Source organism: Candidatus Pseudothioglobus singularis PS1 (genome assembly GCF_001281385.1).
GTDB lineage: Bacteria > Pseudomonadota > Gammaproteobacteria > PS1 > Pseudothioglobaceae > Pseudothioglobus > Pseudothioglobus singularis.
Genome location: NZ_CP006911.1, coordinates 29,018 through 54,657 on the forward strand (window position 1 = coordinate 29,018; position 25,640 = coordinate 54,657).

Consider the following 25,640-nt stretch of genomic DNA (forward strand, 5'->3'; position numbering starts at 1 on the left):
TCACAACTAATTGTAGAGTTGTTTTGAAATTACGCGAATTTACTTTCGAAAATTGAAAGCTTTAAGCGAATAAAAAGCTACTTTGCTAAAGCCAGCTCTGAGCGCATTTCATCAATTGTCGCTTTGTAGTTTTCAGTATTAAAAATAGCAGACCCTGCAACAAATGTATCAGCACCGGCAGAGGCTATTTCTTTAATGTTGTCAATCTTAACTCCGCCATCAATCTCAAGCCTTGTTGCCAGGCCATGAGAGTCAATTAGTTTTCTGACAGCTTTTAATTTTTCTAGAGTATGAGGGATAAAAGATTGTCCTCCAAAGCCTGGATTAACGGACATTAGCAGCACCATATCGAGTTGTTCAATTGTATGCTCTAGATAGTGAAGAGGTGTGGCTGGATTAAAAACTAGTCCAGCTTTACAGCCGCTTTCTTTAATCAGGCCAATCGTACGGTCAACATGATCTGAAGCTTCAGGATGAAAGGTGATATACGAGGCGCCAGCACTAGCAAAGTCAGGGATGATTCTGTCCACAGGTTTGACCATGAGATGGACGTCAATTGGTGCAGTTACACCATGGCTTCTTAACGCTTCACAAACTAAAGGGCCAATTGTTAGATTGGGTACATAATGATTGTCCATCACATCAAAATGCACTATATCAGCACCCGCAACTAAAACGTTATCAACCTCTTCGCCAAGTTTGGCAAAATCTGCAGAGAGAATTGAAGGCGCAATAAAATTGTCTTGTTTCATGATTATCTCCGTTACTCAATTAAAAGGTTTTGGCCAGACATCTCAGCGGGTTGTTTAATGTCCATGAGGGCTAAAAGTGTTGGTGCCAAGTCTGCAAGTGTACCAAGATGTGGCCCCAGTAGTGAGGCTTTCTTTTTTCCAATATAAATTAATGGCACTGGATTTGTGGTGTGAGCAGTATGGCTCTTCTGAGTATTAGAGTCAACCATCTGCTCTGCATTTCCATGGTCAGCAGTGATCAAAATCTCAGTAGCATTCTCTGAGGCCACTTTGTATATTTTGCCGAGACAATTGTCAACCGCTTCTACAGCTTTAATAGCAGCATCTAGATTACCAGTATGGCCAACCATATCAGTATTGGCAAAGTTACATACAATTAGCTTATATTTGTTTTCTTCTAGCGCAGAAATAAGATTATCGGTAAGCTCATATACGCTCATTTCTGGCTGAAGGTCATATGTTTTGACATTGGGCGATTGAATGAGCCTTCTATCTTCTCCAGGCAGGATTTCTTCCTCGCCACCATTAAAGAAAAAAGTAACATGAGCATATTTTTCTGTTTCAGCAATCCTTAGTTGATTGAATCCAGAGCTAGAGACACAGTCACCAAGGGTATTTTTAACTGAAATTGGCGGATAAGCACACTCTAGATTAAGGTCTTTTTTATATTCTGTTAGACAAATAAAATTGCACTTCACAAAATGTTTTCGGCTAAACTCATCAAATGCTCTAGAGGTAAGAGCAAGCGTTATTTCTCTTGCTCTGTCTGCTCGGTAATTCATAAAGATTACAAGGTCATCTTGATTGATTTTAACGGCCTCACCAATTGATGTTGGAGCTATAAACTCATCATTTTCACCTAATTTATATGCCTGTTGAATGGCCTCTATTGCGCTCTCTGAAGAGCGCTCAGCCTTCTCTCCAGAAATTAAATCATAAGCCTGAGCAACCCTCTCCCATCTGTTATCTCTATCCATTGCATAAAAGCGGCCAACTACTGAGACGATTCTTCCAACATTTGTTTCTGAAATTTTAGATTCTAGTTGTTCGATATATTTTGAGGCGCTGTTTGGCGGGGTATCACGACCATCGGTAAAGACATGAAAATAAACTTGGTTACAGTTTTTTTGTTTGGCAAGCTCAAGTGCTGCAAAAATATGATTTTGATGAGAGTGAACGCCGCCATCCGATAATAAGCCAAGAATGTGGACAGCTTTATTGTTTTGAGACGCCAGCTCTAGAGCTTTACAAAGAGTTTTATTGTTAAAAAATTCACCAGAGTCGATGTCATTGTCAATTCTAGTAAAGTCTTGTTCAATAATTCTTCCAGATCCAATTGTTAGGTGACCTACTTCAGAGTTTCCCATTTGACCTATAGGCAGACCAACGCTTTCTCCGGAAGTTCCAATAAGTGTATTAGGATAGTTTTTTATAAAGAGATCCCAGTTTGGCGTTTTTGCTAGAGCAATAGCATTATTTGCAGAATTACTTGAATAGCCCCATCCGTCAAGAATTAGAAGTAATTTTGTATTTTTCATTTGTGAGGACACTTAAACATTAAATAAGAAGTGAACAACATCTCCATCTTTAACAACATATTCTTTTCCTTCAGAGCGTAACTTGCCAGCGTCTTTAGCTCCTTTTTCGCCCTGATTTTCTATAAAGTCATTGTAAGAGATTGTTTCAGCGCGAATAAAGCCCTTTTCAAAGTCTCCATGTATTTTACCTGCGGCCGCTGGCGCAGAATCTCCAATATTAATTGTCCAGGCCCTAACTTCTTTGGGCCCAGCTGTAAAATATGTGTGCAGTCCAAGGAGCTTATAGCCCGCTTTGATTAAGCGATCGAGTCCAGACTCAGTCTGTCCCATTTCGTCTAAAAAACCTTGTTTGTCTTCCTCTTCAAGTTCTGCAATTTCAGCCTCAATATCTGCACACACCGATACAACTTGGCTTCTCTCTTTGGACGCATAATTAGTCAAAGCTGTTAGATGTGCATTATTTTCAAATCCATCCTCATTGACATTAGCAACATACAGGACAGGTTTGAACGTGAGAAGCTGAAGTCCTTTTGCAAGCTTGTCTTCATCTTCATTGAGATCTAGTGATCTAACAGCTAAACCCTCTTCAAGTATTGGCAGAATTTTTTCAAGCAGGTTTTTTAAAGGTAAGCCTTCTTTTTGACCAGCTTTGGTATTTTTTATAGCCTTTTGGTAAGCTTTTTCAACGCTAAAAAGGTCTGCTAAAGCAAGTTCTGTATTAATCGTTTCTATGTCATCAAGTGGGTTGACTTTTCCTGAAACATGGATAATATCGTCATTTTCAAAACACCTTACAACATGAAGAATGGCATCTGTCTCACGAATATTTGAGAGAAATTGGTTCCCCAAGCCCTCTCCTTTTGATGCGCCTTCAACAAGTCCAGCTATGTCAACAAATTCCATAGTTGTTGGCAGGATTTTTTCAGGGCTTACAATGTTTGCAAGGCTTTGTAATCGGGAGTCATTTACTGGAACGATTCCAATATTGGGCTCAATTGTACAAAAAGGATAGTTTTCTGAGTCTATTCCAGCTTTAGTCAGGGCATTAAATAGCGTCGACTTTCCAACATTTGGCAATCCAACAATGCCACATTTAAAACCCATTATCTTTCTCCAATACTATGTGTGAAGAGCTTTCATAGCGTCTTCAAAATTTCCATTCACTAAGAGATTAATAATGCTCATTGCATTTGACATCCCCTGTTCTATGCTGCTTAATTCAGATTTACCGGGAGCATTAAGAACATAATCTACTACATCATCTTTAGAGCCTGGATGAGCGATTCCAATTCTAAGGCGGTAAAAGTCCTTTGAGTTAAGCGCTTTTATGGTATCTCTCAGTCCATTATGACCGCCATGACCACCAGCAAGCTTTATTTTGACAGCACCAATAGGCAAGTCAAGCTCATCATGCACAACCAAAGTCTCTTCTGGTGAAATATCATAATAGCTTAGGAAGCTTTTAATAGATCCGCCAGAGTTGTTCATAAAGGTTTGGGGCTTAAGAAGAAAAACCTTGGTTGAGCCAAAGGCAACGCTCGTAGTTTCTCCTAAAAACTTCGACTGACTTGTAAATTTAGAGTCTTTAATAGAAGCTAGAGACTCAACAAACCAAAAGCCAGCGTTGTGACGATGTTCCTGATAATTTTTTCCGGGGTTTCCCAGTCCAACAATTAGTTTAATCATTACAACGCTTCATTTTACGCTTGTTGAGACAACAAGGCTGACGATACTTTATTCTGTATCGTCACCATCATTATTTGAGCCTTCAGATTCATCAGCTTGGTCTGCGTCACCATCTTCAGAGCCTTCTTCACCCTCAATAACTTCTTCCTCTTCCTCTTCAATAATCTTAGGTTCTGAGACAGAGCATACTGTTTGGTCATGTGCTTCAATATCCTCATGTTGAAGTGAGGTAATAACAACACCTTCAGGCAATACTAGATCCGTTAATGAGAGATGATCACCAATTTCAAGCTTAGTTACATCTACGTCAATACCATGAGGAAGATCCTTTGGTAGACAAGAGATTTCAACAGAAACAACAAACTGATTAAGCATATTGCCTAGTCTTAACGCCTCATTCTCTTCCACACCAATAAAGTGAAGTGGTGTAGTTGTAACCAGAGTTTGTTTGGCATCTACTCGTAAAAAGTCAATGTGAGTAACAACATTTTTTGCGGGATGGCGCTGTATGTCTTTTAGAACGACAGAATCTGTCTCTTTTCCCACAACCAAGTCTAATACAGATGTAAATGTATTTTCATCCTCTAGTAAGTGAGTGATTTCGTGAATGCTAAGCGAAATCATTTTTGGGGCAGCTTTACCACCATAAATAATGCTAGGAACTTTCTCTTCTTTTCTCAGGCGGCGGCTCGCACCTTTCCCCTGGTCTTTACGCTCTATGGCGTTTACTGTAATGCTCATTTTGAGTTCTCCATTAAATGAAAAAACACCACATCATGCGGTGCAACCAATTTGTCTATCTTGCGACCAGATAGACTGGGGGAACATTTTACCTGAAATCTTTTTCCAATAACTAAATTTCTCTATCGTGACTTTAGCCAAAATATAATACCGAAAGTTGAGCTGGCAATAGTCAAAACCCAGGCTGATTGGTTGGCAAGTAATCCTGCGCTTATTATGAACACTAGAGCAAAAATTGCCGATCGCTGTTTAGTTGCATTCTCCTTAAGTTGAGTCACGATGGCTTCAGTTTGTTTTTTTGAGTTTTCTCTCTTAAATGAACCGCTTTCAATTTCTTTAAGAGCATTAATTAACAGCATTGGTATTTCAGGTAGCTCTGAAATGAGCTGAGGCATCTGATCAGACATTTTCCTTAGAGTGCTTTTGAGGCTAAACTTTTCTTTAGCAAGCTTTTCTAGATAAGGTTTTGCTGTGGCCCAAAGGTCAAGATCAGGATAAAGAGAACGTCCTAAGCCCTCGATATTAAGCAATGTCTTATATAGCAGAAGTAGCTGAGGTTGCACCTCCATGTCAAAACGCTTTGCTTCCTTTAGCAGGCTCAATAAAACTTGACCAAAAGAAATTTCACTGAGAGGTTTTTCAAAAATTGGCTCACAAACGCTTCTTATGGCATTTTCAAATTCCATTACATTGGTTCCCTCAGGAATCCATCCAGACTCTAAGTGAACTTGGGATACTTTTTTGTAGTCTTGGTTGAAAAAAGCTAAAAAGTTTTGAGCTAAATAATACTGATCAGCTTCAGTGAGCGTGCCCATGATTCCAAAATCAACACCAGTATATTGATTATTCTCACCTACAAAAATGTTACCAGGGTGCATATCTGCGTGGAAAAAGTTATGGTCGAATACTTGAGTAAAAAATATGATTACACCATCTTCTGCAAGGGACTTAAAGTCAACATTTTTCTTTTTTAAGGCCTCTATGTCATTTACTGGAGTTCCATAAATTCGTTCAGTAACTAAGACATTTGAACGACAAAGGTCCCAGTGAACTTTAGGAACATACAAGAGGCTAGAGTTGCTGAAATTTTTACCTAAAAGTGATGCATTAGCTGCCTCAACCATCATGTTCAATTCGTTGTAAATAATGCTCTCAAATTCAGCAACAGCTTCTTTTGGCCTAAGCCTTTTTCCATCTTGATGTCTTTCAGCTAGGCTGGCCAAAGTATATAAAAGTCTAATATCTCTTTTAATTTGTTTTTCAATTCCTGGGCGAACCACCTTAACAATGATCTCTTCGCCTTTTTGAGTTATAGCAGTATGAACTTGTGCTATGGAGGCTGAAGCAAGGGGGGTGTCATCGAAGGAAGAAAAAAGTTTGGAAACTTCGCCACCAAGCGCATCTTCAATAATTGCTTTTGACTCATCAGCAGGAAAAGGAGGACACTTATCTTGAAGTTTGGCTAGTTCAATGCCAATGTCATCAGGCAAAAGATCTCTACGCGTAGATAAAGTTTGGCCGAACTTAATAAATATCGGCCCTAGCTCTTCAAGCGCCAAACGAATCCGCTCGCCCCTTGAAAACTTTTTGCTAGGAAAATAATGCCACGGAGTCAAATAGATTAAAGGCTTTAGGCTTTTTAGAAAAGAAGTAGAGAGTATTAAGTGGTCTAACCTGTAACGAATTAGTGTTCTTAAAATACTTAAAAATCGAAACAAACTCTTCATTTATGATGACCTGCCTTTAAAAATTGTTGATCGACTGGGCGCTATTAAAAGGGTGGTTAGCTCTTCTTTTAAAGTGTCAATGATTGAACCATCATTTTTTAATGACATGTTTTTAATCTGCTTAAATGATTGACCAACCTGGTGTGCAATAATGTCACCAGTATATTGTGAAATCAGTTCTTCTATGTCAATTGACGATGAGGCCAGAAGGTCTGCAAGTTGTTGTGCTGTTTTAATACTTCCATTGATTTCTATGTCTTCTTTTTCGATTAAATCTTTTAAAGTGACACCTTTAAATAAGGACAAAAACGATTCTTTATTCATTCTTATTTCAACATCAGTTTTTTTGTTTTGAGTATTGTTTATAACAAAGATGCGAGCATTTAGACACAAAAAAAATAAACTCAAGTCAATCTCATCAACATTTAGGCTGATAATCTTATTATCAATGAGAGATATGTCAACGCTATTAGCATTGATCATATGGTTGAGCGCTTTTTCAATGGCAAGACGAAACATTTTGTTTAAGTCTTTACTGCTTTATGAAGTGCAACGATTCCACCGGTTAGGTTGTGGAATTCACAAAACTCAAATCCAGCATCAAGAACCATAGCTTTTAGGGTTTCTTGGTCAGGGTGTTTTCTAATAGACTCTGCAAGATACTGATAGCTATCTTCATCATTTGCAAAATATTCTCCAAATTTAGGAATAAGATTAAATGAATAGAAGTCATAAGCTTTTTCTAGCATTTGATTTTCAACCTTGGAAAATTCCAGGATTAAAAGAGTTCCACCTTTTTTTAAAACACGGTGCATTTGTTTTAAGGCAGCATCCTTGTCGGTAACATTTCTGAGTCCAAAGGCAATGCTTACACAGTCAAAAGTATTGTCTTCAAAAGGCAGCGATTCAGCATTGGCTTGAACGAACTCGACGTCAATGATGCCATGATTGATAAGGTTTTTTCTTCCCTCATGAAGCATAGATTCGTTAATATCTGAAAGGATTACTTTGCCAGAAGGGCCAACTTTTTTTCTAAACTTAATGGCCAGATCGCCAGTTCCTCCAGCAATATCAAGAACATGATCCCCCTCTTTAACATTGCTACTGGAAATAGTGTAGTTTTTCCAGAGTCGATGAGTACCCATTGACATCACATCATTCATGAGATCATATTTACCTGCAACTGAGTCAAAGACCTCTTTTACAAGGCCTTGTTTTTTTTCAACGTCGACTTGTTTATAGCCAAAGTGGGTGGTTTTTTCCATTTCTATTGTGCGGGGTAATCCCTAAAATCAGCCCCAATATATATTTGAGTTGGCCTAAATATTCTATTGTCGCTCACTTGTTCATGCCAATGAGCCACCCACCCTGCAGAGCGCGCCATAGCAAAAATAGAAGTAAAGTGCTCTTTAGTAAAATTAAAAATCTCTGAATACAGGATTCCCGAGTAAAAGTCTACGTTAGGGTAAACCCCCTTTTGAGATAGAAGCTCGTTGCAGATGCTTTCAACCTCAAGCGCTGTTTCAAAGCGGTTAGAGAGTTTGAGGCCATTTTTCTTGATATAAGTCTTAATCATTTTCTCAAGAATTGTTGCCCTAGGATCTTTAGTTTTATATTCGCGATGACCCATTCCCCAGATGACTTGTTTATTTTTGAGCCTATCTTCAATCCATTTACGAGCATTCTTTGGAGAGCCAATTTCATCGAGCATAATAAGTACATTTTCATTTGCATTTCCATGTAAAGGCCCCGCAAGCGTTCCAACTCCTGCAGCAATTGAGGCAAAAGGGTTGGCAAGTGAGGACGCCGTCACCATAGTAGAAAAAGTTGAGGCATTGATTGTGTGTTCAGCGTGCAAAATTAATGAGGCATCTAATAGGTTTACAATTTCTGGGTCAGACTCCTCTCCAAAACACATGTACATAAAGTTTTCCGCATAAGTCATTGTTTTACTTGGCGGAATTGGATCATAACCTCTACTGATTCGAGTCCACATAGCAACTAAGGTGCTCATATTGGATATTATTTTGATTAGAGCGTTTTGAGTGTAAGACGAATCTGGTTCAGAAGCTCCAGCATCAGGATAGAAAGTGGCCATAGATGCGATAGCAGTTTGAAGCACGTCCATTGAGTGTCCAGTTGAAGGAAGCGACCAAAGCAAATGGCGAATTTTGCGTTTTACTTCATTGCGTTTGTTTAGGGTATTTTTAAAGTTTGTCAGCTCTTGCGGAGATGGAAGTTCTCCATTCATTAATAAAAGTGCAGTTTCTTCAAATGAGGAGTGCTCAACAAGGTCTTGTATTGAGTAGCCTCTGTAGGCAAGTATTCCCTTTTCTCCATCAATTGAAGAAATGGATGATTTGGTTGCTGGAACGCCTGCTAGGCCTGGAATGTAGTCAGTCATATAATTAGTTTTTAAATTGAAAAAGAAGAGCCACAACCACAAGTGGTTTTGGCATTTGGGTTGCTTACAATAAACCTTGCGCCTTGAAGGTCCTCTAAGTAATCTACTGTTGAGCCCATCAGATATTGATAGCTCATTGGGTCAATTACTAGCTCAACGCCTTGTTTGTTAACTCCACTATCTCCCTCTTTGAGGTTTTCATCAAAGGTAAATCCATAAGAGAAACCAGAACAGCCTCCACCAGTAATATAGACACGCAGTCGCAAAGAAGGATTCTTCTCTTCTTTGATTAGCTGTGCAACTCGATTAGCAGCACTATCACTAAAAACTATGTCAGCTTCGTCTTGTATTTCAGTGGCAACCATGGGTTATCTCCGAGTAAATCTATTAGTCAAATAATTACGGCAAAAGTCCGATTTGTTTGAGTCCTTCCTGTTCGTTTAGTCCAAACATTAAATTCATATTTTGAATTGCTTGTCCAGCTGCTCCCTTACCTAAATTGTCGATTACAGACATAATAACAAGCTTATTGCTATGTTCAACATACTGAACTGAGATCTGGCAATAGTTAGAAGATTTAACTGAACGGGTTTCAGGGTAGACACCTTCAGGCAGTATTTTAACAAATTCTTCGTTTTCATAGGCATTTTCGAAGCATGCCAATATATCGATATCTGAGTCTATTAAGTCAACATAAATTGTAGCTTCAATCCCACGACTCATTGGAAGCAAATGAGGGGTAAATGTCAGGCCAACTGGTGATTCAGTCATTGACTCTATTTCTTGTTTGATTTCAGGAAAATGCCTATGTCCACTAACCCCATAAGGCTTAAAGCTTTCAGTAATTTCACAAAAAAGAGTAGCTTGGTTTGCAATCCGGCCAGCACCACTTGTACCTGACTTGCAGTCCGCAATTATATTTGACGTATCTATTAGGTTATTTTGAAGGAGTGGTTTTAATGCTAAAAGAACTGCTGTTGGATAGCAGCCTGGATTTGCAACTAGCCGAGCATCTTTAATGGCATCTCTTTTCATTTCTGGTTGACCATAAACGGCTTCTTTAAGAAGAGATTCTTGGGTATGTTCCATCTTGTACCAGTCAGACCAGGTAGTTGCATTGGTGATCCTGAAGTCTGCTCCCAGGTCAACAACTTTAATATTTTTTTCCAAAAAAAGTGCTGCATTGTTCATTGCAACGCCATGTGGTGTAGCAAAAAATACAATGTCGCATTCAAATAGCCTATTATCATCAGGAAGAAGATAAGTTAGCTCAGATATTCCATGCATATTAGGAAAAACTTCAGAGATCTTTCTGCCCTCAAGCGCTCTTGAGGTAATTGCATGAACCTCTGCGTTGGGATGTTGATGTATGATTCGTAAAAGCTCAATGCCAGTGTAACCTGAGCCCCCAATTATTCCAACTTTGATTTTCATTTTTCATCTCCAAGCATCTTTTCAAGATAGTGTATATTCATCCCACCTTTTTGAAAAACCTTGTCAACCATAATTTTTCTTTGAAGAGGAATATTGGTTTTGATGCCATCTATCACCATCTCATCAAGCGCATTTTGCATTTTTATAATCGCATTAATTCTATTATCGCCATATGTAATCACCTTCCCAATCATTGAATCATAGTGGGGCGGCACATTATATCCGTTGTAGATATGAGAGTCTATCCTAACCCCGAGACCACCTGCAGCATGATACTGGGTAATTTTTCCAGGAGAAGGCATAAAGCTCTCGGGGTCTTCTGCATTAATTCTGCATTCAATTGCATGGCCACGGATTTTTATATCACTCTGCTCATAAGACAATTTGTCCCCACCAGCGATTAAAATTTGTTCTCGAACAATATCAACGCCCGTAATCATTTCTGTTACGGGGTGTTCAACTTGAACCCTAGTGTTCATTTCAATAAAGTAAAACTCATCATTATCAAAAAGAAACTCAAAGGTACCCGCACCACGGTAATTAATTTTTTTACATGCTTCAGCACAAATATTGCCAATCTTATTTCTAAGTTCTGAAGAGATTCCAGGAGCTGGAGCTTCTTCAACTACTTTCTGATGCCTCCTTTGCATAGAGCAATCTCTCTCACCAAGATGAATAGCGTTGCCATACTGGTCAGCAAGGACTTGTATCTCAACATGGCGAGGTGTTGTCAGAAATTTTTCCATATAGACTTCACCATTTCCAAAAAAGCTTAATGCTTCAGACTTTGTAAGTTGAATTGAGTCAGCCAAATCTTTTTCTTCTTCAACGACTCTCATGCCTCGACCACCACCACCGCCCGAAGCTTTAATAATTATTGGTAGACCAATTTCTTTTGCAATTTTAACGCTTCTTTTTTCATTGTCATCAAGTGCACCATCAGAACCTGGCACACAAGGAACACCTGAACTTTTCATTGCTTCAATAGCAGCAACTTTGTCACCCATAACCCTTATGTTTTCAGCTCTAGGACCAATAAATATAAAGCCACTTTGTTCAACTTGATCTGCAAAATCAGCATTCTCTGAAAGAAAGCCATAGCCAGGATGAATTGCATCAGAGTGGGTCAGCTCAGCAGCACTAATAATTGCTGGAATGTTTAAGTAGCTTTTGATTGATGGGTGGGGACCAATACATACAGCTTCATCAGCTAGCCTAACATGCTTTAAGTCTTTATCTGCAGTTGAATAAACAGCAACTGTTTGAATGCCAAGCTCCTTACAAGCCCTAAGAATACGCAGAGCAATTTCGCCACGATTTGCGATTAAAACTTTTTTAATTGAGCTCATTCTACAACTATTAGTGATTGTCCAAATTCAACTGCTTCACCATCTTTAACAAGAATCTCAATCACTGTCCCAGATTGGTCAGACTCTATTTGATTCATTATTTTCATTGCCTCAATAATTCCAACTGTATCTCCCTGATTGATTTTTTGTCCAATTGACACAAATGGTTTTGCCGTTGGAGATGGGGCAGAATAGAATGTTCCAACCATTGGAGACGTTACAGATTGGCCAGTTTCTTGAGGCTGTTCATTTGGGCTTGCTGTTTGAGAGGTGGGAGCGGAGCTAACTGGAGCTTGCTGCTGAACAAAAGATTGGATTGGATGCTGGGCAGGAGCTGGGGAGTTGCCATATCTTGAGATTTTTACGGACTCTTCACCCTCCTTAATTTCAATCTCTGACATTCCAGATTCTTCCAGAAGCTCCATTAATTTTTTAACTTTTCGAATATCCATTGACACTCCTTTTTATTTTATTAACTGTTATTTAAAACTTAAATATATCAAACTAGCTTGCAAGCTATAAATGTTATAAGTACATGTTTTGGCTTAGAAATATTAAATATAAGCCTAAAGATGTGATTCTTTATTAAGTATTACGTTTCAGTATTTTACCAGCTATATAGGAAAAAATAGCCACATTTAGAGGCATTTAGAGGAAAATGGGCTTACAACGAATTTATGTTATTTATGTGTTTTGTAAGCTCTGCTGCATTCACTTCACCAATAATTCTCTGATCCCTCAATTCTTTTCCATTCTTGAAAAATAAGATTGCGGGTGGTCCAAAGAGAGAGAACCTTGATAATATTGACTGACTAAAGGTGTTATTATCAGTGACATCAACTGTATAGGCTTGAGAGCCTCTAAGTGATTGACTGACAAGAGTGTCTGTAAAAACTACCCTTTCCATCTTGTTGCAAGCTATACACCATTCGGCATAGAATTTAATAACAAGCATTTTGTTGTTTTCATTAGTGCTTAAAATTAAATTATCGAGACGCTCTTCATCATTAATTATTTGAAATTTGATGCTATTTGATATATCAATCTTATCACCATATATGATTGAATCTAGTGGTTGCTGAACATCTCCATTTCCCTTTGCAACAAGAAACCATAACATAAATCCATAAGCTAGAACGGCCAGAGAAAGTAGCTTGAATAGGATGTTTAGAGGAGAAATTGATTTATTTAAATTTTTGAAAACACCAAGCATAACTGGTGCCACTGAAAATAATAATGCCCAAAGAATAAGTGATAAAAAAGGATATAAGATTCGATCTAAAAGGTAAAGGGCAACAGCTATCATTGCAAACCCAAAGACTCGTTTGACGTTTTCCATCCATGCCCCTGCTTTTGGAAGTGTATTGACGCCCCAGCCGCAAATTATTATTAGTGGCACACCCATGCCAAGACCCATGGCAAAAAGACTTGCACCGCCTTTAGCGGCACTTCCACCAGCAATCACATAACTTAAGGCGGTTGCAAGAAATGGCGTCACACAAGGCCCAACAATTAAAGCAGAAAGAAAGCCCATTATGCTAACGCCAACAAAGCTTCCACCAGATTGTGCATTGCTTAGGTTTGTGAGCTTAGTTTGAATTTTTGAGGGCAGCTGAATATCATAAAGCCCAAACATGGAGAGGGCTAGAGCAATAAAGATTAAGCTGGAAACAAATAAGATCCAGGGGGTTTGCATCACAGCTTGTAGGTTTATTCCAGCTCCAAAGTAGCCAGCAGAAGCTCCGATTAAACCATAAGCGAGGGACATTGAAAAAACAAATGTGACCGACATTAAGATTGCATTTAGATTGCTAGGGGCCTCTTTCTGTCCAATAATAATTCCAGATAAGATTGGAACCATTGGATATACACAAGGAGTCCAAGACAAGGCGAGACCGGCTAGAAAGGCTGCTAAAAATAGAGTAATGCCTCCTTGCTCGAATTTTTTAGAGGTGATTTTTTCTGACTCGGTTGCTGTTGGTCTGTCAGAACCTGTTATCCTTTCTGCACCTATGGTGCTAACTTTGAGTCTGTCAACTTGAGGTGGGTAGCATACTCCACCCTCCCAGCACCCTTGATGTTCAACTGCCAATATTACGTAAGGGCTTAGCTCATCCTCAACTTCAATTTGAATCTCTAAAGGAGAGGTATAAACGCTGACTTCTCCAAAAAATTCATCGTTTTTAATTGTTGCCTCAGGGTATAGAACGTCTTTAATTGTTGCTTCTTCAACTGCAAATGAGATTTTGTCTTGGTAAAGATAGTAGTTCTTTTTTATGTTCCATTTAACTGAAAGTGAATGAGATCCAGTTAAGATAGCGCTTAACTCAAAAGCTTCATTAACTGGAACAGGCCGACCCAAGTCCGATGAGCCATCATTATCAAGAATTAACGATGATGAAATTGCATTAGTCGCTTTGCTTGTATCATTTAAAACTATCTCTGTTTCTGCTGATAATTGAGAAACGATATTTAGAAATAATAAAAGAAAAACGAAACGAATTTTTTTCATAAAATATAAATTTTGGTTATTACTATTGATTATAGTCTAATGATGCTTTCTCTCAAGCTGGGTTTGTTTATAGCTAGAATTTTTCTGTATAAAATTACTATGGAAAAACTGTAAAACTAATTAGAGATTAAGCCACACAAAAGAGATGTTACCTTTATATAAGAAATGAGTATTTTAACGATAAGCCCTAAAGTTATTCCATGGATTTTTGTGTGGATTTGGAGTACTGGATTTTTGGCAGCTAAATTTGGATTGCCATATGCAGAACCCTTCACTCTATTGCTATATCGTTTTATTTTTACGCTCTTATTTTTGCTCATTGTTATAAGATTTAAAAAAAGCCCCTGGCCTAAATCTAAAATAGCGTTTTTGCATTTGATGGTAGTGGGAGCTTTAATCCATGGCGTTTACCTGGGCGGGGTTTTTCAAGCTATTAAATGGGGAATGCCAGCTGGACTCAGTGCTATGATTATTGGCTTACAGCCTCTTGGCATGGCACTCATGGCCGGCATTATTTTGAAAGAACACGTTTCAAAAAGGCAATGGCTGGGTTTAATAATTGGTTTATTGGGCTTATATCTAGTATTGTTTGAAAGGCTTGATTTGAGTAGTGAATTTGCTTTTGATGGATTCTCGATTTGGGCTGTATTTGCTGTCATAGCATCGCTATTTGGAATTTCTATCGGAGCGGTTTATCAGAAGCGTTTTTGCAGTGACATGGACTTAATAAGTGGGACATGGGTTCAATATTTTAGTGCAGTAGTCCTCTGTACCTTGATTGTGCTATTGTTTGAAACTGGTGAAGTGAGCTGGACAGGGCCTTTCATACTCACTTTGGCGTGGCAGGTATTAGCTCTTTCTGTTGGTGCAATTTTTTTATTAATGACAATGATTAAACAAGGGGCGACTGCAAGTGTAGGAAGTTATTTCTATTTAGTGGCACCGCTAGTGGCGATTCAGGCTTGGTTTTTGTTTGAAGAAACTATAAGTTTTATTTCAATAGCTGGCGTTGTTCTTATATCTTTTGGCGTAGCAATAACCTCCTCAAAAAAGTTGAAAAACTAAAGCATAACCCTAAGGTTGGATTTCACCTGCCTCCTCTAAAACTCCTCTTGCAACTTTAAAACACTCTACTCCTTGAGGAACGCCGCAGTATATTGCAATCACATGCAGAATTGATTTGATCTCGTTTTTACTTACACCATTTGTTAAGGCACCTTTAAGATGTATTTCCCACTCATCCATTTTTCCAAGTGCAGCAAGCATAGTAAGGTTCATCATTGACCTTGTTTTTTTGTCAATAGTTTCATCCCCCCAGCCAAATCCCCAGCACCATTCAGTCATTTGTTTCTGAAAGTCCTCATTAAAGTCATCAGCAGCATCTAAGTTTTTTTGAACATATTCTTTCCCCAGTGTTGCCTTTCTTTTAGATAAGCCTAATTCAAATAATTTTTTATCCATTTTTTACTCCACTTGCGTCAATATTATTAATTTCACTACCTCATTATAAAGGGGTTGCTCATGGGTTCTGACGAGGTATTTATCCATGTTGTTTTAGTCCGAGTGTATTCATGAATCGCATCAATTCCAGCTTCGCGGCTACCACCACTTTGTTTAAAGCCACCAAAAGGAGATATAGGTGAGATTGCACGATACGTATTTATCCAAACAATTCCTGAATGTATTTTTGAACTGACACGATGAGCTCTCGCTAAATTTTCAGTAAAAACTCCAGATCCAAGTCCATAGTCTGAGTCATTGGCCATAGCTATTGCCTCTTCTTCAGTATCAAATGCAATAACACTAATAACAGGTGCAAAAAGCTCTGTCTTGACACAATCAAATTCTTGATCAGGGCAATCTAGAAGTGTAGGTTCAAAATACCATCCTTCTTTATGTTGACTCGGCTTTTTTCCACCAAAAACTAAACTGGCTCCCTGAGTAATAGAATTCTGGACAACTTTGGAAGCTCTTTCAACTTGATTTTCTGTTGCAAGGGGGCCAACCTGAGTTTTGCTGTCTAATGGGTCACCTACAACGATGCTCTTTGCACGCTCTGTAACTAATGCAATTATTTTTGAGTGAATCGACCTATGAATGAATACACGCGATCCAGCAACACAACTTTGTCCAGACGCTCCAAAATTCCCAGCTATAATTCCATTAACAGCACCTTCAATATTACAGTCTTCAAATATTATCATCGGTGACTTTCCCCCTAGCTCGAGGCTAACATGAGCAAAATTTTCTGCACTATTTCTTATAATATGTCGAGCCACTTCAGTTCCCCCAGTAAAAGCAATTCTTGCAACCTTTGGATGGGTGGTTAAAACCCTGCCACAAGGCTCAGGAAAGCCAGTGATTATGTTAATTACTCCTGGAGGAAATCCGCTTTCGTCAACCAACTCAGCAAATTTAAATAGTGCTGCAGGTGCTTGTTCAGAAGCTTTTACTACAACAGTATTGCCTGCAGCTAAGGCAGGCGCTATCTTAGTAGCTGCTAGAAAAAGCTGAGCATTCCATGGAACAATAGCAACAACAACACCAATAGGCTCACGAGTTGTAAATACTTGCATGTCAGGTTTATCAATTGGGAGAACCTCGCCTTGGATTTTATCTGCTAAGCCAGCATAGTAATAGTAATAGTCAGCTACATAACTAGATTGAGCTCGAGTCTCAACTGCTAGCTTTCCACTATCTTGAGTTTCAAGATCGCCAAGCTCTGACGCATGCTTAGCAATTAAATCTCCAAGCTTGTGAATTAACTTGCCTCTTTGTGTTGCGTTTAGTTTTGACCATGGGCCATCATATAAGGCTGAGTGTGCAGACTCAATTGCAGAGTTTGATTCTTGTTCTGATGCAGCAGGAAAAGAAGCCCAAGGCTTGCCATTTGCAGGGTTCAGTGTTTCAAATTGTTCTAATCCATCACTGAATTTGCCATTAATGTAGTGTTTAAAATACTCCATCATTTGTCCTATCTAGTTAAATGCAGGCATAACTTTATCAATAAAAAGCTGTAGTGATTTCTTTTTTGTTTCAAAGTCCATGCTGCTGTCAATCCAATAACTGTATTCATCATATCCGAGTTCTTCACATAGTTTGATGCGATTAATGACCTCTTCTGGTGTGCCTATAATGCTATTTTTGCGCATATTTTCTGGAGAATACATTTCAAGTTTCGCCATCTCTTCATCTGTGAGCCTCTCAATTAGTCCTTGCTCAACAGGCCTTTCATTTTTAAACCAAGCGCCAAAATAACAATAAAAGCGTGAAATATCTTTAGCGCCTTGAGAAATTTCTTCTTCAGTTTCTGCAACAAATGTATGGCGTAAAACCATTATTTTTGGTCGCTTAATTTCTTTATGTGTTTCACATGCTATGTTAAATTTTTCCATTAGCGAAATGACTTCTTCATCACCAAACCAAAGAGGTGTTACTTGGACATTACACCCTTCTTTTAAGGCAAAATCATGTGAGTTTTGATCCCTGGCCGCAATCCAAATTGGTGGATTAGGAGTTTGTTGAGGTTTGGGCGAGCTAGTAGTTTTTGGAAATGACCAGTGTTCACCTTCACCAGTATAGTCGCCTTTCCACAGTGCTTTGATTGCTGGAACAATTTCTCTTAAAGCGTTTCCAGCAGAAAACGGATCAATTCCATCAGCTAGTCGATCGTACTCAAAAGAATATGCCCCTCTTGCAATCCCTAGTTCAAGTCTTCCCCCGGAAATAATATCAGTCATTGCAGCCTCTTCAGCAAGTTTTATAGGGTGCCAAAAAGGTGCAATAATAGTACCGGTGCCGAGTCTAACATTTTCAGTCTTGTTAGCCAAATCAACAAGATTCACAAATGGGTTTGGAGCAATCGTAAAGTTCATGCCGTGATGCTCTCCATTCCATATTGTTTTAAAGCCAGACCTGTCGGCTATTTGACAAAGTTCAACAAACTCTTCATAGAGTCTTTTTTGAGACTGACCTTCGTCTATTCTTTCCATATGAGCAAATAAAGAAAAATCCATTTTAAAAGTTCCTATAAATTTTAATTAGTTGTACTGATTGCCTCAATTTTACCTTCACTTTCTTTTCCAACAAAAATCCCAAAAGCATTCAAATCTCTCTCTTTAATATAACGCTTGAGCATTATTCTACTCGCTTCATCATTAAGTTTGTCAAACGGAATTGCATCAAAGTCATAAAAGTTATTTTGAGATTCAATTGATCCTTCTTTAGCCTGAGCACGATAATAAATGAGGCTTGTTTTATCCAGAGGCTTTTCAAAGACTGAAAAAAGATAGTGTTCGCTAATTGAAATACTTAGCTTGTTTAGAACTCCAAGAAGACTTTGTTCATCATCAATATGCCCAAGCCTGGAGGCAGAAGGAAAATAAAGTTTGCCGCTTGTTTTGTCTTTTAGCAGGAGCACTTTTTTTTGCCATTCAATTAATGCACCCACAACTATTATTGTATTTTCATTCTCCATTGCTAGTCTCATTTTTTGCTCGAGACCAAGATTAACATAATTACCCCTAAGATACATAAGCGGTGTCTTAGGGGTGCTGTCAAAGGCAATAACCTTCCCAATTAGAATCAGATGATCTCCAGCACTAATAACCTGTTCAGTATCACAATCAAACCAGGCTACAGCGCCTTTAATAATTGGACTTCCAGTATTTTTTGAATTCCACTCAATATCCAAAAAACGATCTTCATTTGGAGTTGCAAATGTTGTTGAGATAGCCTGTTGATCTTCAGAAAGAACGCTCACTGCAAAGTGCCCAACTATTGAAAAGGATTCAATATTAAAGGAGTCTTTATCAATACATATTGAGATTAGTTGCGGCTCTAGAGAGACAGATGTAAATGAGTTGGCAGTAAATCCCAGCGGGTTATTGTTTGAGTCGAGACAAGTTACAACAGTTACTCCTGTAGGAAATGATCCTAATGCTTGTCTTAATTCTCTAGTTTTGTCTTTTTTATTCATTCATTTTTATAAATTTTTCAATTACTGGATTTATCTTTTCTGGGGCAATATACGCCATCATATGTGCTTCATTTGCAATACTGATAAAACTGCCTTGAGGAGATTCATGAGCCATTTCGCTTGACATATCTGGGGTTGAGTTTGGATCGTCACTCCCAGTTAAGTATAAAACAGGTACGCTAAGTTCTGAAAGTTTATTTTCAAAGTGACGATCAGACTCTGCAAATAATTTATATGCGTATCCATAACCCTGCGGATTTACATCAGTTAAAAGTTGATGCACTTTCTTTATTTGCTGAATTTGGTGATATTCTGTTTTATTTTTAAACCATCTATCCAAGGTTTGGTCTATATTATTTATTTCACCTTGTTTTAAAATTAAATTTGCACGTTCGATTACATCACTTTGAGCATTTATACTTCTTTTATAAACCATATTTAGAGATATTAATGCGGTAATTTTTTCTGGATACTTTAGGCCAAAAGCAACACTTATTAGAGCACCCATGGAGTGGCCAACTAGACTGAAATTAGAGATATTAATTGTTTCTACAAGTGAGTTGAGTTGTTCAACATAGTCCTCAATGGAAGGGGGTTTTTTTGGGATTGGACTCTGGCCATGCCCAAGAAAGTCATATGTTATAACTCTATAGTTAGAAAAAAAATGTTTCACTTGGGGTGTCCAAATTTCACCAGACATACCAACTCCATGAACAAAAATTAAGTATGGGCCACTCTCACCAAAAACACTATAGGCAGTGCTATCTTTATCCAAAAGATTGGTTGATTTATTTAGATTGTCTTTTCTCAAGTTGCTCATAAGGTCACTTTCTCTAGTAATAGTATACTAACCTTCATGGCACACACCTTTTTGTCTCACTGCCTGCCGACTTGAGTATGAAGAAATATAGTGTATTAAACCTTGTATGTCAAGTTATGATACATCGACTATTTTGCTTATAAATAACGAATAAATGTATATTTTTAGTTTTTTTCAATCAAATATAGGGGTTTTTTATCAAAATTGCAAAAAAATGCTTAAAAAAATGGTTTTTATTCAAAAAGCATACATTTTTAATTAATTTTTTAATAAAAATGACATATTTAATAGAAAATTGATGATTAATATGACTTATATCGATTTATTTTTATTTAATAAGGCTTGATATTCCCACCAATTGGCTAAGTCTTTTTCATATGAGATCACTAAATCTCCTTTTCTAAAGAGCATTTTCTCTTTCTTTTTAGTATTCCATTTAAGGTCTTGATTAAGTTTATTGTAGGCAATTATTAAGTCTCGTTTAGTTGCGTCTTGGATACTTTCAACCCAAATATCAGACTGATTAGAGATTTCTACCCAGCCATTGTCAAGACAAACTTCAGTCCACTGTTCGTAAGTCCAATCAGTTTGACCATTTTTGACTGTTAATTTGCTTAATTCTTCCAGTAATGGAGAGTCTTCAAAATATTTTGAATTCAATTTTTAATTTGTTCTTTAGTGGCCGAGTAATTTTTATTTCCTATATTTATATCGTTTAATTTCTAACCGATATTAATTCGATTGAGCAGTTCTTATTAATCGATTTAAAACTGAATTCGCAACATATGACAATTCAATTTTATTGACTTCATTTAGATTATGAAAATCATTACCGACGATAATTAGACCTAACATACCCATATTTAGATGCGGTGTGCAACCATACAAATAAATCCCTGGAGTTTTAAAAAGAACAGAGTGAGACTCATTAATTTTGGAATTATTAGGAAGTTCATCCATTTTGGGGCCCGCAATAAACTCAACATTATGCCCCTCATTTTTTGGCAACCACTCTATAGTATCTCCAGCATCAATATATGCTATTTCAAGGCTATATGAGTCATTTTCAGTAAACTCAATTTGAATAGTTTCTGCTAGAGCAACTTTTGAAATTATTACTAAATTTAGAAAAAATAATAATGTAAATATAATTCGCATAAAAGTTCTCATTCAGAATCACTTAACACTAACAAAATAATTTTGATGATTAAGTTTAGCTAATTATTTCAATTAAGTTTTAAATCACTTTATGTTTATTTTTTACTGAACGACTATGACTAGCGCTGGTCGAACTAGACGGCCATTAAGTGTAAATCCTGTTTGAATAACCTCCAGCACAGTATTAGATGTTTTGTCAGGCATTGGAATCATTGTTACCGCTTCATGAAGGTCTGGGTTAAATTTTTCCCCAACGGGATTTACTGTTTCTACGCCAAATTTTTCAAGTGTTGAGCTGAAGACTTTGTTTGTAAGTTCCAGTCCTTCAACAGTATTTTCTAAGGTAGCTTTTTCATCTGTTGCCGATTTTAGACCCATTGAGAGTGAATCACTGACCTCAAGCAGTGCTTTAACAAATCCGTCAAGGGCAAATTTATGGGCATTCTCTAAGTCTTTTGAGGTTCTTCTTTTGAGATTTTCCATTTCAGCTTGGGAACGCAAAAGTTTATCCCAATTATCCTTGGTAGACTGTTGCGCCTCTTCAAGTTGAGATGTCAAGTCTTCAATTTTTGAGCTATCAGATATCTCTTCATTTACTTTATCAGAGGCATTCTTTTGAGTTTTTTGTTCCTTCTTTTTTGTCATTGTCTTATCAAACTAATGTATATTTAATGTGTTATTTAGTTACTCTTTAAAATATTTCAAGGCCTATGTTTAATTCTGTCGGCGTTATCTGTAAACCTAATGATTTTACCAGTCAAAAAACTGCTTTGGAGCTTGGAGTCCTTCTTAAGGATCTTGGCGTTAATTTTTTACAGGACCAAGAGAAGTTTGAAAGTGAAGCGGATTTAATAATCGTTGTTGGCGGCGACGGTACTATTTTAAATACTGCAAGAACCTATGTTGATTTTAATATCCCTATTCTTGGGGTGAATTTAGGGCGATTAGGCTTTTTGGCGGATGTTTCGGTTGATTCAATGGCTACAGTGGTGAGTGAAATTCTTAATGGAGAATATATAAAAGAGCAAAGGGCACTTTTAAGCTGCCAGGTCGAGAAAAATGATGAGGTTCTATCTCAACATCTAGCCTTTAATGAGGTGGTTATTCATCGAAACGCAACACCGAGAATGATTGAGTTTGAGCTGTATGTTGATGATGACTTTGTTAATAACCAAAGAGCTGATGGAATTATCATCACAACTCCGACAGGTTCAACTGCTTATGCTTTGTCAAGCGGAGGGCCAATTATGCATCCAAGCACCAATGCAATTTGTCTGGTTTCAATTAGCCCACACACAATGAGCCACAGGCCATTTATACTTCATGGAGAAAGTGAAGTATTGATCAACCTTTTAGATTGTGATGAGAGGGCGACAATCAGTTTTGATGCTCAGTCTTCTTTATCTGCTTCTGAGGGAGTTGCATTGAGAATTAAAAGACACAGTAATTTTGTCCACCTTATTCATCCTAAGGGCTATGATTATTTTGAAATTATTCGTTCAAAACTTCACTGGGGTCAAAAAGTTTAAATAACTAAAAGTATGCTTGAGTACCTGAATATTAAAAACCTTGTTGTTGTAGAAGAGTTAAATATAGATTTTAATCTTGGTATGACAGTTATTACAGGAGAAACAGGGGCTGGAAAGTCAATACTTGTTCAAGCGTTAAGTATAGTTTCTGGTGGCCGTTCTGATGCATCTTTAGTGAGAAATGGTGCAGCTAAGGCAGAAATTACTGCTTCTTTTAATATCCATTCAAATCTAAAGCTCAAGTCCTATCTTGAGAGCCAAGATTTAGATAGTGATTCGGAATGTATTTTAAGAAGAATAATTGTTTCAGATGGCAAGTCGCGTTCATACGTTAATGGCAGAAAAGTGCCATTGTCAGTGCTCAGTAATATAGGAAGTTATCTGATCGATATGCACGGTCAAAACGAACATCAACTTTTATTGCGAACCAACCACCATCGAATTTTGTTGGATGACTTTTCAGGGTCTCAGGTTCTTTGTGATGAGGTAAATAAGGCTTATGTAAACTACCATGATGTCAAAAGTAAACTTGAAACCTTAAGTGCTGAAAGCGCTCTTCTTTCTTCTCAAAAAGAGCTACTAATGCATCAACTTGATGAACTTAATCAGGCTGAAATTAATTTAGAAGAGCTAAATAATATTGAAGACGAGTACAAAGCGTCAGTAAATTCAAGCGAGCTTGTAGAAAAAATATCAAAGATTTTAAATTTATTAAATGATGATCGTGGTGTTAATAACATTCTTATTGAAAGTGAGAGTGAATTGGAACAATCAAAAGAGCTTGATTCTCGTCTTAATGGAATAAGAGAATTAATCTCAAGTGCCCAGGTACAGGTTCAGGAGAGCGTTTATGACTTAAACGACTATCTAAGTAAAATTAGTAACCAGGAGGATAATTTAACACACTTAAGTGAGAGAATTACGCTACTTCATGGCCTTGGGAGAAAGCATAATTGTCAGATTACTGAGTTAGTTGATGTTCAGAAAACTCTTCAAGAAAAAGTTAATGAATTAAGCTCATCTTATGAAGCTTTGGACAAACTGTATCAACAACAAGAAGCATTTGAAAAAGAATATTTCGTCAGGTCAAAAATACTTACACAAGAGAGAAAAAAGGCTAGCAAAATTCTTTCTAAAGAGGTCACTCTTCTTATGCAAAATCTTGGAATGCCTGGAAGTGAAATTATCTTTGAGGTTGGACCGCCTGTTGCAGAAGTTAAGCTGAACGGTGTTGACGAAGTGGTTATTCAAGTTAAAACTAATGCAGGACAAGATTTTAAGCCACTCAATAAGGTTGCCTCAGGAGGCGAACTATCAAGGATCTCCTTAGCACTCTCAGTTTCGGGCACCAACACTGTTTTGATACCATGCGTAGTTTTTGATGAGGTTGATGTTGGAATTAGTGGTTCAGTTGCTGAAATTGTCGGTCAAATGCTAAAAAAACTCTCAAAAAAATATCAAATTATATGTGTAACACATCTAGCCCAGGTTGCAGCTCAAGGCGAAGATCATATGAAGGTTGAGAAAACTCAAAAAGATGGACTCACATTTACAAGTGTGAAGAGCCTCAGCAGGAAAGAAAGAGCTGATGAGGTTGCCCGAATACTTGGCGGGATTAAAATTAGCAACAAAACCAGAATAGCCGCAGAGGAAATGATTGACACTGGCTCCTGAACACATTCTTAATATTATTGAATCATACTTCTTATTAAGTTGAATTTTTTTTTAACTTCACGCTAGATTTTTTCCATTTTGAATGCTTGACTATTAAACATTAAATTGTATAATATTGCGTTTGTGCACAGTCAGGGTGGTCAGAAGCAAGTGAAATCAGCAAACTCACTTATTCAGTACTTTCTCCTCGCTTTAGTTGTTATTTTTTATGCCATTAATGGATTTGCTTTTGCTGCTTTTTATGGAGCCGCAATTAGTTTAAGCAATACTTTAATTTTTAATTGGTATACAGATAAACAAGAAGCGTTAGTTGACGCAGATGCGCAAAAAAGCTTTAGGATGGCAATAAATAGTAGTGTTGTTAGGGCGCTCTCTTTAATTCTTTTAGCTATAGTGGGGCTTGGTTTTTTAGAGCTTGATCCTGCTGCTCTTTGTTTGAGTATGGTAGTTGGTCAAGTAGGTTTTATATTAGATAGGTTAAGGCAAAAATAATGGCAAGTGGTGAATTAACATCTGGCGCTTATATTAAGCACCATCTTCAAAATTTAACTTACGGAAAATTCCCTGATGGTCATTGGGGTTTTGCTCATAGTGCTGCAGAAGCTAAAGAAATGGGCTTCATGGCTGTTCATGTTGATACCCTTGGTGTTTCTTTTATTTTAGGAGCGCTTTTTTTATTCTTTTTTGCTAGAGCTGCAAAAAAAGCATCTATTGATGCACCCAGTGGGTTTCAAAATTTTGTTGAAAGTATCGTCGACTTCATTGACGAAAATGTTCGTGGCTCTTTCAACGGTAAAAATCCTATGGTTGCGCCACTTGCGCTGACTACATTTGTATGGATTGTCTTAATGAACACAATGGACCTAGTTCCTGTTGATTGGTTGCCGTCACTATTCCATGCAATGGGCGTTGATTATTTGAAGGTGGTTCCAACAACAGACCCTAATGCTACATTTGGAATGTCAATTGGCATATTTATATTAATCCTTTATTACAGTGTTAAAGAGAAAGGATTAGGCGGATTTGTGGGCGAGCTAACACTTCATCCTTTTGGAAAATGGATGTTGCCTGCTAACTTATTTTTAGAAGGAGTGAATTTGCTGGCAAAGCCAGTCTCACTTGCATTGCGTTTATTTGGAAACATGTATGCAGGCGAGATGATCTTTATTCTAATTGCACTGTTGCCATTCTGGATTCAGTGGAGCCTGTCTTTACCGTGGGCTATTTTTCATATCTTAATTGTATTACTTCAGGCGTTTATTTTCATGACCCTAGTAATTGTATATATGGATATGGCACACCAAAAAGAGCATTAATTTTTTTTTAAATAGTTTTAAT

27 protein-coding genes are annotated in these 25,640 nt (G+C 37.6%); 5 read left to right on the forward strand and 22 right to left on the reverse strand.

Translation table 11 applies throughout. The annotated features are described in order from the left end of the window. Positions 1-77: 77 nt before the first annotated feature. The 14 genes from rpe to dsbD all read right to left on the reverse strand — a co-directional run bounded on the left by rpe (position 78) and on the right by dsbD (position 14,143). A complete protein-coding gene (rpe, locus tag W908_RS00135) occupies positions 78-752 on the reverse strand; it encodes a ribulose-phosphate 3-epimerase (protein WP_020023711.1) in 675 nt (224 codons plus the stop codon). An 11-nt stretch (positions 753-763) separates the two neighbouring features. Continuing rightward, the gene (gene gpmI / locus W908_RS00140; RefSeq protein WP_053820764.1) at positions 764-2,290 is read right to left on the reverse strand and encodes a 2,3-bisphosphoglycerate-independent phosphoglycerate mutase; all 1,527 of its coding nucleotides are present in this window, start codon (positions 2,288-2,290) and stop codon (positions 764-766) included. A gap of 12 nt (positions 2,291-2,302) precedes the next feature. Further along, positions 2,303-3,394 carry a redox-regulated ATPase YchF gene (ychF, locus tag W908_RS00145; RefSeq protein WP_053819459.1) on the reverse strand — a complete coding sequence of 364 codons (1,092 nt, stop codon included), beginning with the start codon at positions 3,392-3,394 and terminating at the stop codon, positions 2,303-2,305. A gap of 15 nt (positions 3,395-3,409) precedes the next feature. Then, entirely contained in the window at positions 3,410-3,976 is a 567-nt protein-coding gene (gene pth, locus W908_RS00150; RefSeq protein WP_053819460.1) for an aminoacyl-tRNA hydrolase, read from the reverse strand. A gap of 48 nt (positions 3,977-4,024) precedes the next feature. Then, positions 4,025-4,717 (reverse strand): 50S ribosomal protein L25/general stress protein Ctc, encoded by a 693-nt coding sequence (locus W908_RS00155; protein ID WP_053819461.1) that lies wholly within the window; start codon positions 4,715-4,717, stop codon positions 4,025-4,027. A 122-nt stretch (positions 4,718-4,839) separates the two neighbouring features. Continuing rightward, a complete protein-coding gene (gene ubiB / locus W908_RS00160) occupies positions 4,840-6,444 on the reverse strand; it encodes a ubiquinone biosynthesis regulatory protein kinase UbiB (RefSeq protein ID WP_053819462.1) in 1,605 nt (534 codons plus the stop codon). Further along, positions 6,445-6,963, reverse strand: a complete 519-nt coding sequence (locus W908_RS00165; protein WP_053819463.1) for an SCP2 sterol-binding domain-containing protein — start codon at positions 6,961-6,963, stop codon at positions 6,445-6,447. 5 nt (positions 6,964-6,968) lie between these two features. Then, positions 6,969-7,709 (reverse strand): bifunctional demethylmenaquinone methyltransferase/2-methoxy-6-polyprenyl-1,4-benzoquinol methylase UbiE, encoded by a 741-nt coding sequence (gene ubiE, locus W908_RS00170; protein ID WP_053819464.1) that lies wholly within the window; start codon positions 7,707-7,709, stop codon positions 6,969-6,971. A 2-nt stretch (positions 7,710-7,711) separates the two neighbouring features. Further along, positions 7,712-8,848, reverse strand: coding sequence for a citrate synthase (locus W908_RS00175; RefSeq protein ID WP_053819465.1), 1,137 nt, complete (start codon positions 8,846-8,848; stop codon positions 7,712-7,714). A gap of 11 nt (positions 8,849-8,859) precedes the next feature. Continuing rightward, positions 8,860-9,213, reverse strand: a complete 354-nt coding sequence (gene erpA, locus W908_RS00180) for an iron-sulfur cluster insertion protein ErpA (protein ID WP_020026599.1) — start codon at positions 9,211-9,213, stop codon at positions 8,860-8,862. Positions 9,214-9,247: 34 nt separating this feature from the next. After that, positions 9,248-10,282 carry an N-acetyl-gamma-glutamyl-phosphate reductase gene (argC, locus tag W908_RS00185; RefSeq protein ID WP_020023701.1) on the reverse strand — a complete coding sequence of 345 codons (1,035 nt, stop codon included), beginning with the start codon at positions 10,280-10,282 and terminating at the stop codon, positions 9,248-9,250. Continuing rightward, positions 10,279-11,631, reverse strand: a complete 1,353-nt coding sequence (gene accC, locus W908_RS00190; protein ID WP_053819466.1) for an acetyl-CoA carboxylase biotin carboxylase subunit — start codon at positions 11,629-11,631, stop codon at positions 10,279-10,281. The genes argC and accC overlap by 4 nt, the downstream gene beginning before the upstream one ends. Beyond that, a complete protein-coding gene (gene accB, locus W908_RS00195) occupies positions 11,628-12,083 on the reverse strand; it encodes an acetyl-CoA carboxylase biotin carboxyl carrier protein (protein WP_053819467.1) in 456 nt (151 codons plus the stop codon). Before accB ends, accC begins: the two co-directional genes overlap by 4 nt. Positions 12,084-12,295: 212 nt before the next feature. Then, complete coding sequence (gene dsbD / locus W908_RS00200; RefSeq protein WP_053819468.1) at positions 12,296-14,143, reverse strand: protein-disulfide reductase DsbD; 1,848 nt, start codon at positions 14,141-14,143, stop codon at positions 12,296-12,298. 165 nt (positions 14,144-14,308) lie between these two features. Here dsbD and W908_RS00205 point away from each other — a divergent pair, with 165 nt between their 5' ends. After that, complete coding sequence (locus tag W908_RS00205; RefSeq protein ID WP_053819469.1) at positions 14,309-15,208, forward strand: DMT family transporter; 900 nt, start codon at positions 14,309-14,311, stop codon at positions 15,206-15,208. 9 nt (positions 15,209-15,217) lie between these two features. On the opposite strand, the gene W908_RS00210 is transcribed toward W908_RS00205, so the two are convergent. The 8 genes from W908_RS00210 to grpE form a co-directional block, all read right to left on the reverse strand. Next, positions 15,218-15,604 (reverse strand): carboxymuconolactone decarboxylase family protein, encoded by a 387-nt coding sequence (locus W908_RS00210; RefSeq protein WP_053819470.1) that lies wholly within the window; start codon positions 15,602-15,604, stop codon positions 15,218-15,220. 35 nt (positions 15,605-15,639) lie between these two features. Continuing rightward, the gene (locus W908_RS00215; RefSeq protein ID WP_053819471.1) at positions 15,640-17,109 is read right to left on the reverse strand and encodes an aldehyde dehydrogenase; all 1,470 of its coding nucleotides are present in this window, start codon (positions 17,107-17,109) and stop codon (positions 15,640-15,642) included. Positions 17,110-17,121: 12 nt separating this feature from the next. Beyond that, the gene (locus W908_RS00220; RefSeq protein WP_053819472.1) at positions 17,122-18,159 is read right to left on the reverse strand and encodes an LLM class flavin-dependent oxidoreductase; all 1,038 of its coding nucleotides are present in this window, start codon (positions 18,157-18,159) and stop codon (positions 17,122-17,124) included. A gap of 20 nt (positions 18,160-18,179) precedes the next feature. Next, complete coding sequence (locus W908_RS00225) at positions 18,180-19,121, reverse strand: flavin reductase family protein (RefSeq protein ID WP_053819473.1); 942 nt, start codon at positions 19,119-19,121, stop codon at positions 18,180-18,182. After that, on the reverse strand, positions 19,114-19,941 hold the full coding sequence (locus tag W908_RS00230) for an alpha/beta fold hydrolase (protein ID WP_053819474.1): 828 nt from the start codon (positions 19,939-19,941) through the stop codon (positions 19,114-19,116). The genes W908_RS00225 and W908_RS00230 overlap by 8 nt, the downstream gene beginning before the upstream one ends. Positions 19,942-20,253: 312 nt before the next feature. After that, positions 20,254-20,601, reverse strand: coding sequence for a hypothetical protein (locus W908_RS00235; protein WP_020023691.1), 348 nt, complete (start codon positions 20,599-20,601; stop codon positions 20,254-20,256). A 72-nt stretch (positions 20,602-20,673) separates the two neighbouring features. Continuing rightward, positions 20,674-21,099: a plastocyanin/azurin family copper-binding protein gene (locus tag W908_RS00240; protein WP_053819475.1), complete on the reverse strand. Its 426-nt coding sequence runs from the start codon at positions 21,097-21,099 to the stop codon at positions 20,674-20,676. A 102-nt stretch (positions 21,100-21,201) separates the two neighbouring features. Beyond that, the gene (gene grpE / locus W908_RS00245) at positions 21,202-21,744 is read right to left on the reverse strand and encodes a nucleotide exchange factor GrpE (RefSeq protein ID WP_053819476.1); all 543 of its coding nucleotides are present in this window, start codon (positions 21,742-21,744) and stop codon (positions 21,202-21,204) included. Between the two features lie 65 nt (positions 21,745-21,809). Here grpE and W908_RS00250 point away from each other — a divergent pair, with 65 nt between their 5' ends. The 4 genes from W908_RS00250 to atpB all read left to right on the forward strand — a co-directional run bounded on the left by W908_RS00250 (position 21,810) and on the right by atpB (position 25,618). Further along, positions 21,810-22,628, forward strand: coding sequence for an NAD(+)/NADH kinase (locus W908_RS00250; RefSeq protein ID WP_020023688.1), 819 nt, complete (start codon positions 21,810-21,812; stop codon positions 22,626-22,628). Positions 22,629-22,640: 12 nt separating this feature from the next. Further along, a complete protein-coding gene (gene recN, locus W908_RS00255) occupies positions 22,641-24,302 on the forward strand; it encodes a DNA repair protein RecN (RefSeq protein WP_053819477.1) in 1,662 nt (553 codons plus the stop codon). 150 nt (positions 24,303-24,452) lie between these two features. Next, positions 24,453-24,794 carry an ATP synthase subunit I gene (locus W908_RS00260; protein ID WP_236849151.1) on the forward strand — a complete coding sequence of 114 codons (342 nt, stop codon included), beginning with the start codon at positions 24,453-24,455 and terminating at the stop codon, positions 24,792-24,794. Beyond that, positions 24,794-25,618 carry a F0F1 ATP synthase subunit A gene (gene atpB, locus W908_RS00265; RefSeq protein ID WP_020023685.1) on the forward strand — a complete coding sequence of 275 codons (825 nt, stop codon included), beginning with the start codon at positions 24,794-24,796 and terminating at the stop codon, positions 25,616-25,618. Before W908_RS00260 ends, atpB begins: the two co-directional genes overlap by 1 nt. Positions 25,619-25,640: the final 22 nt, after the last annotated feature.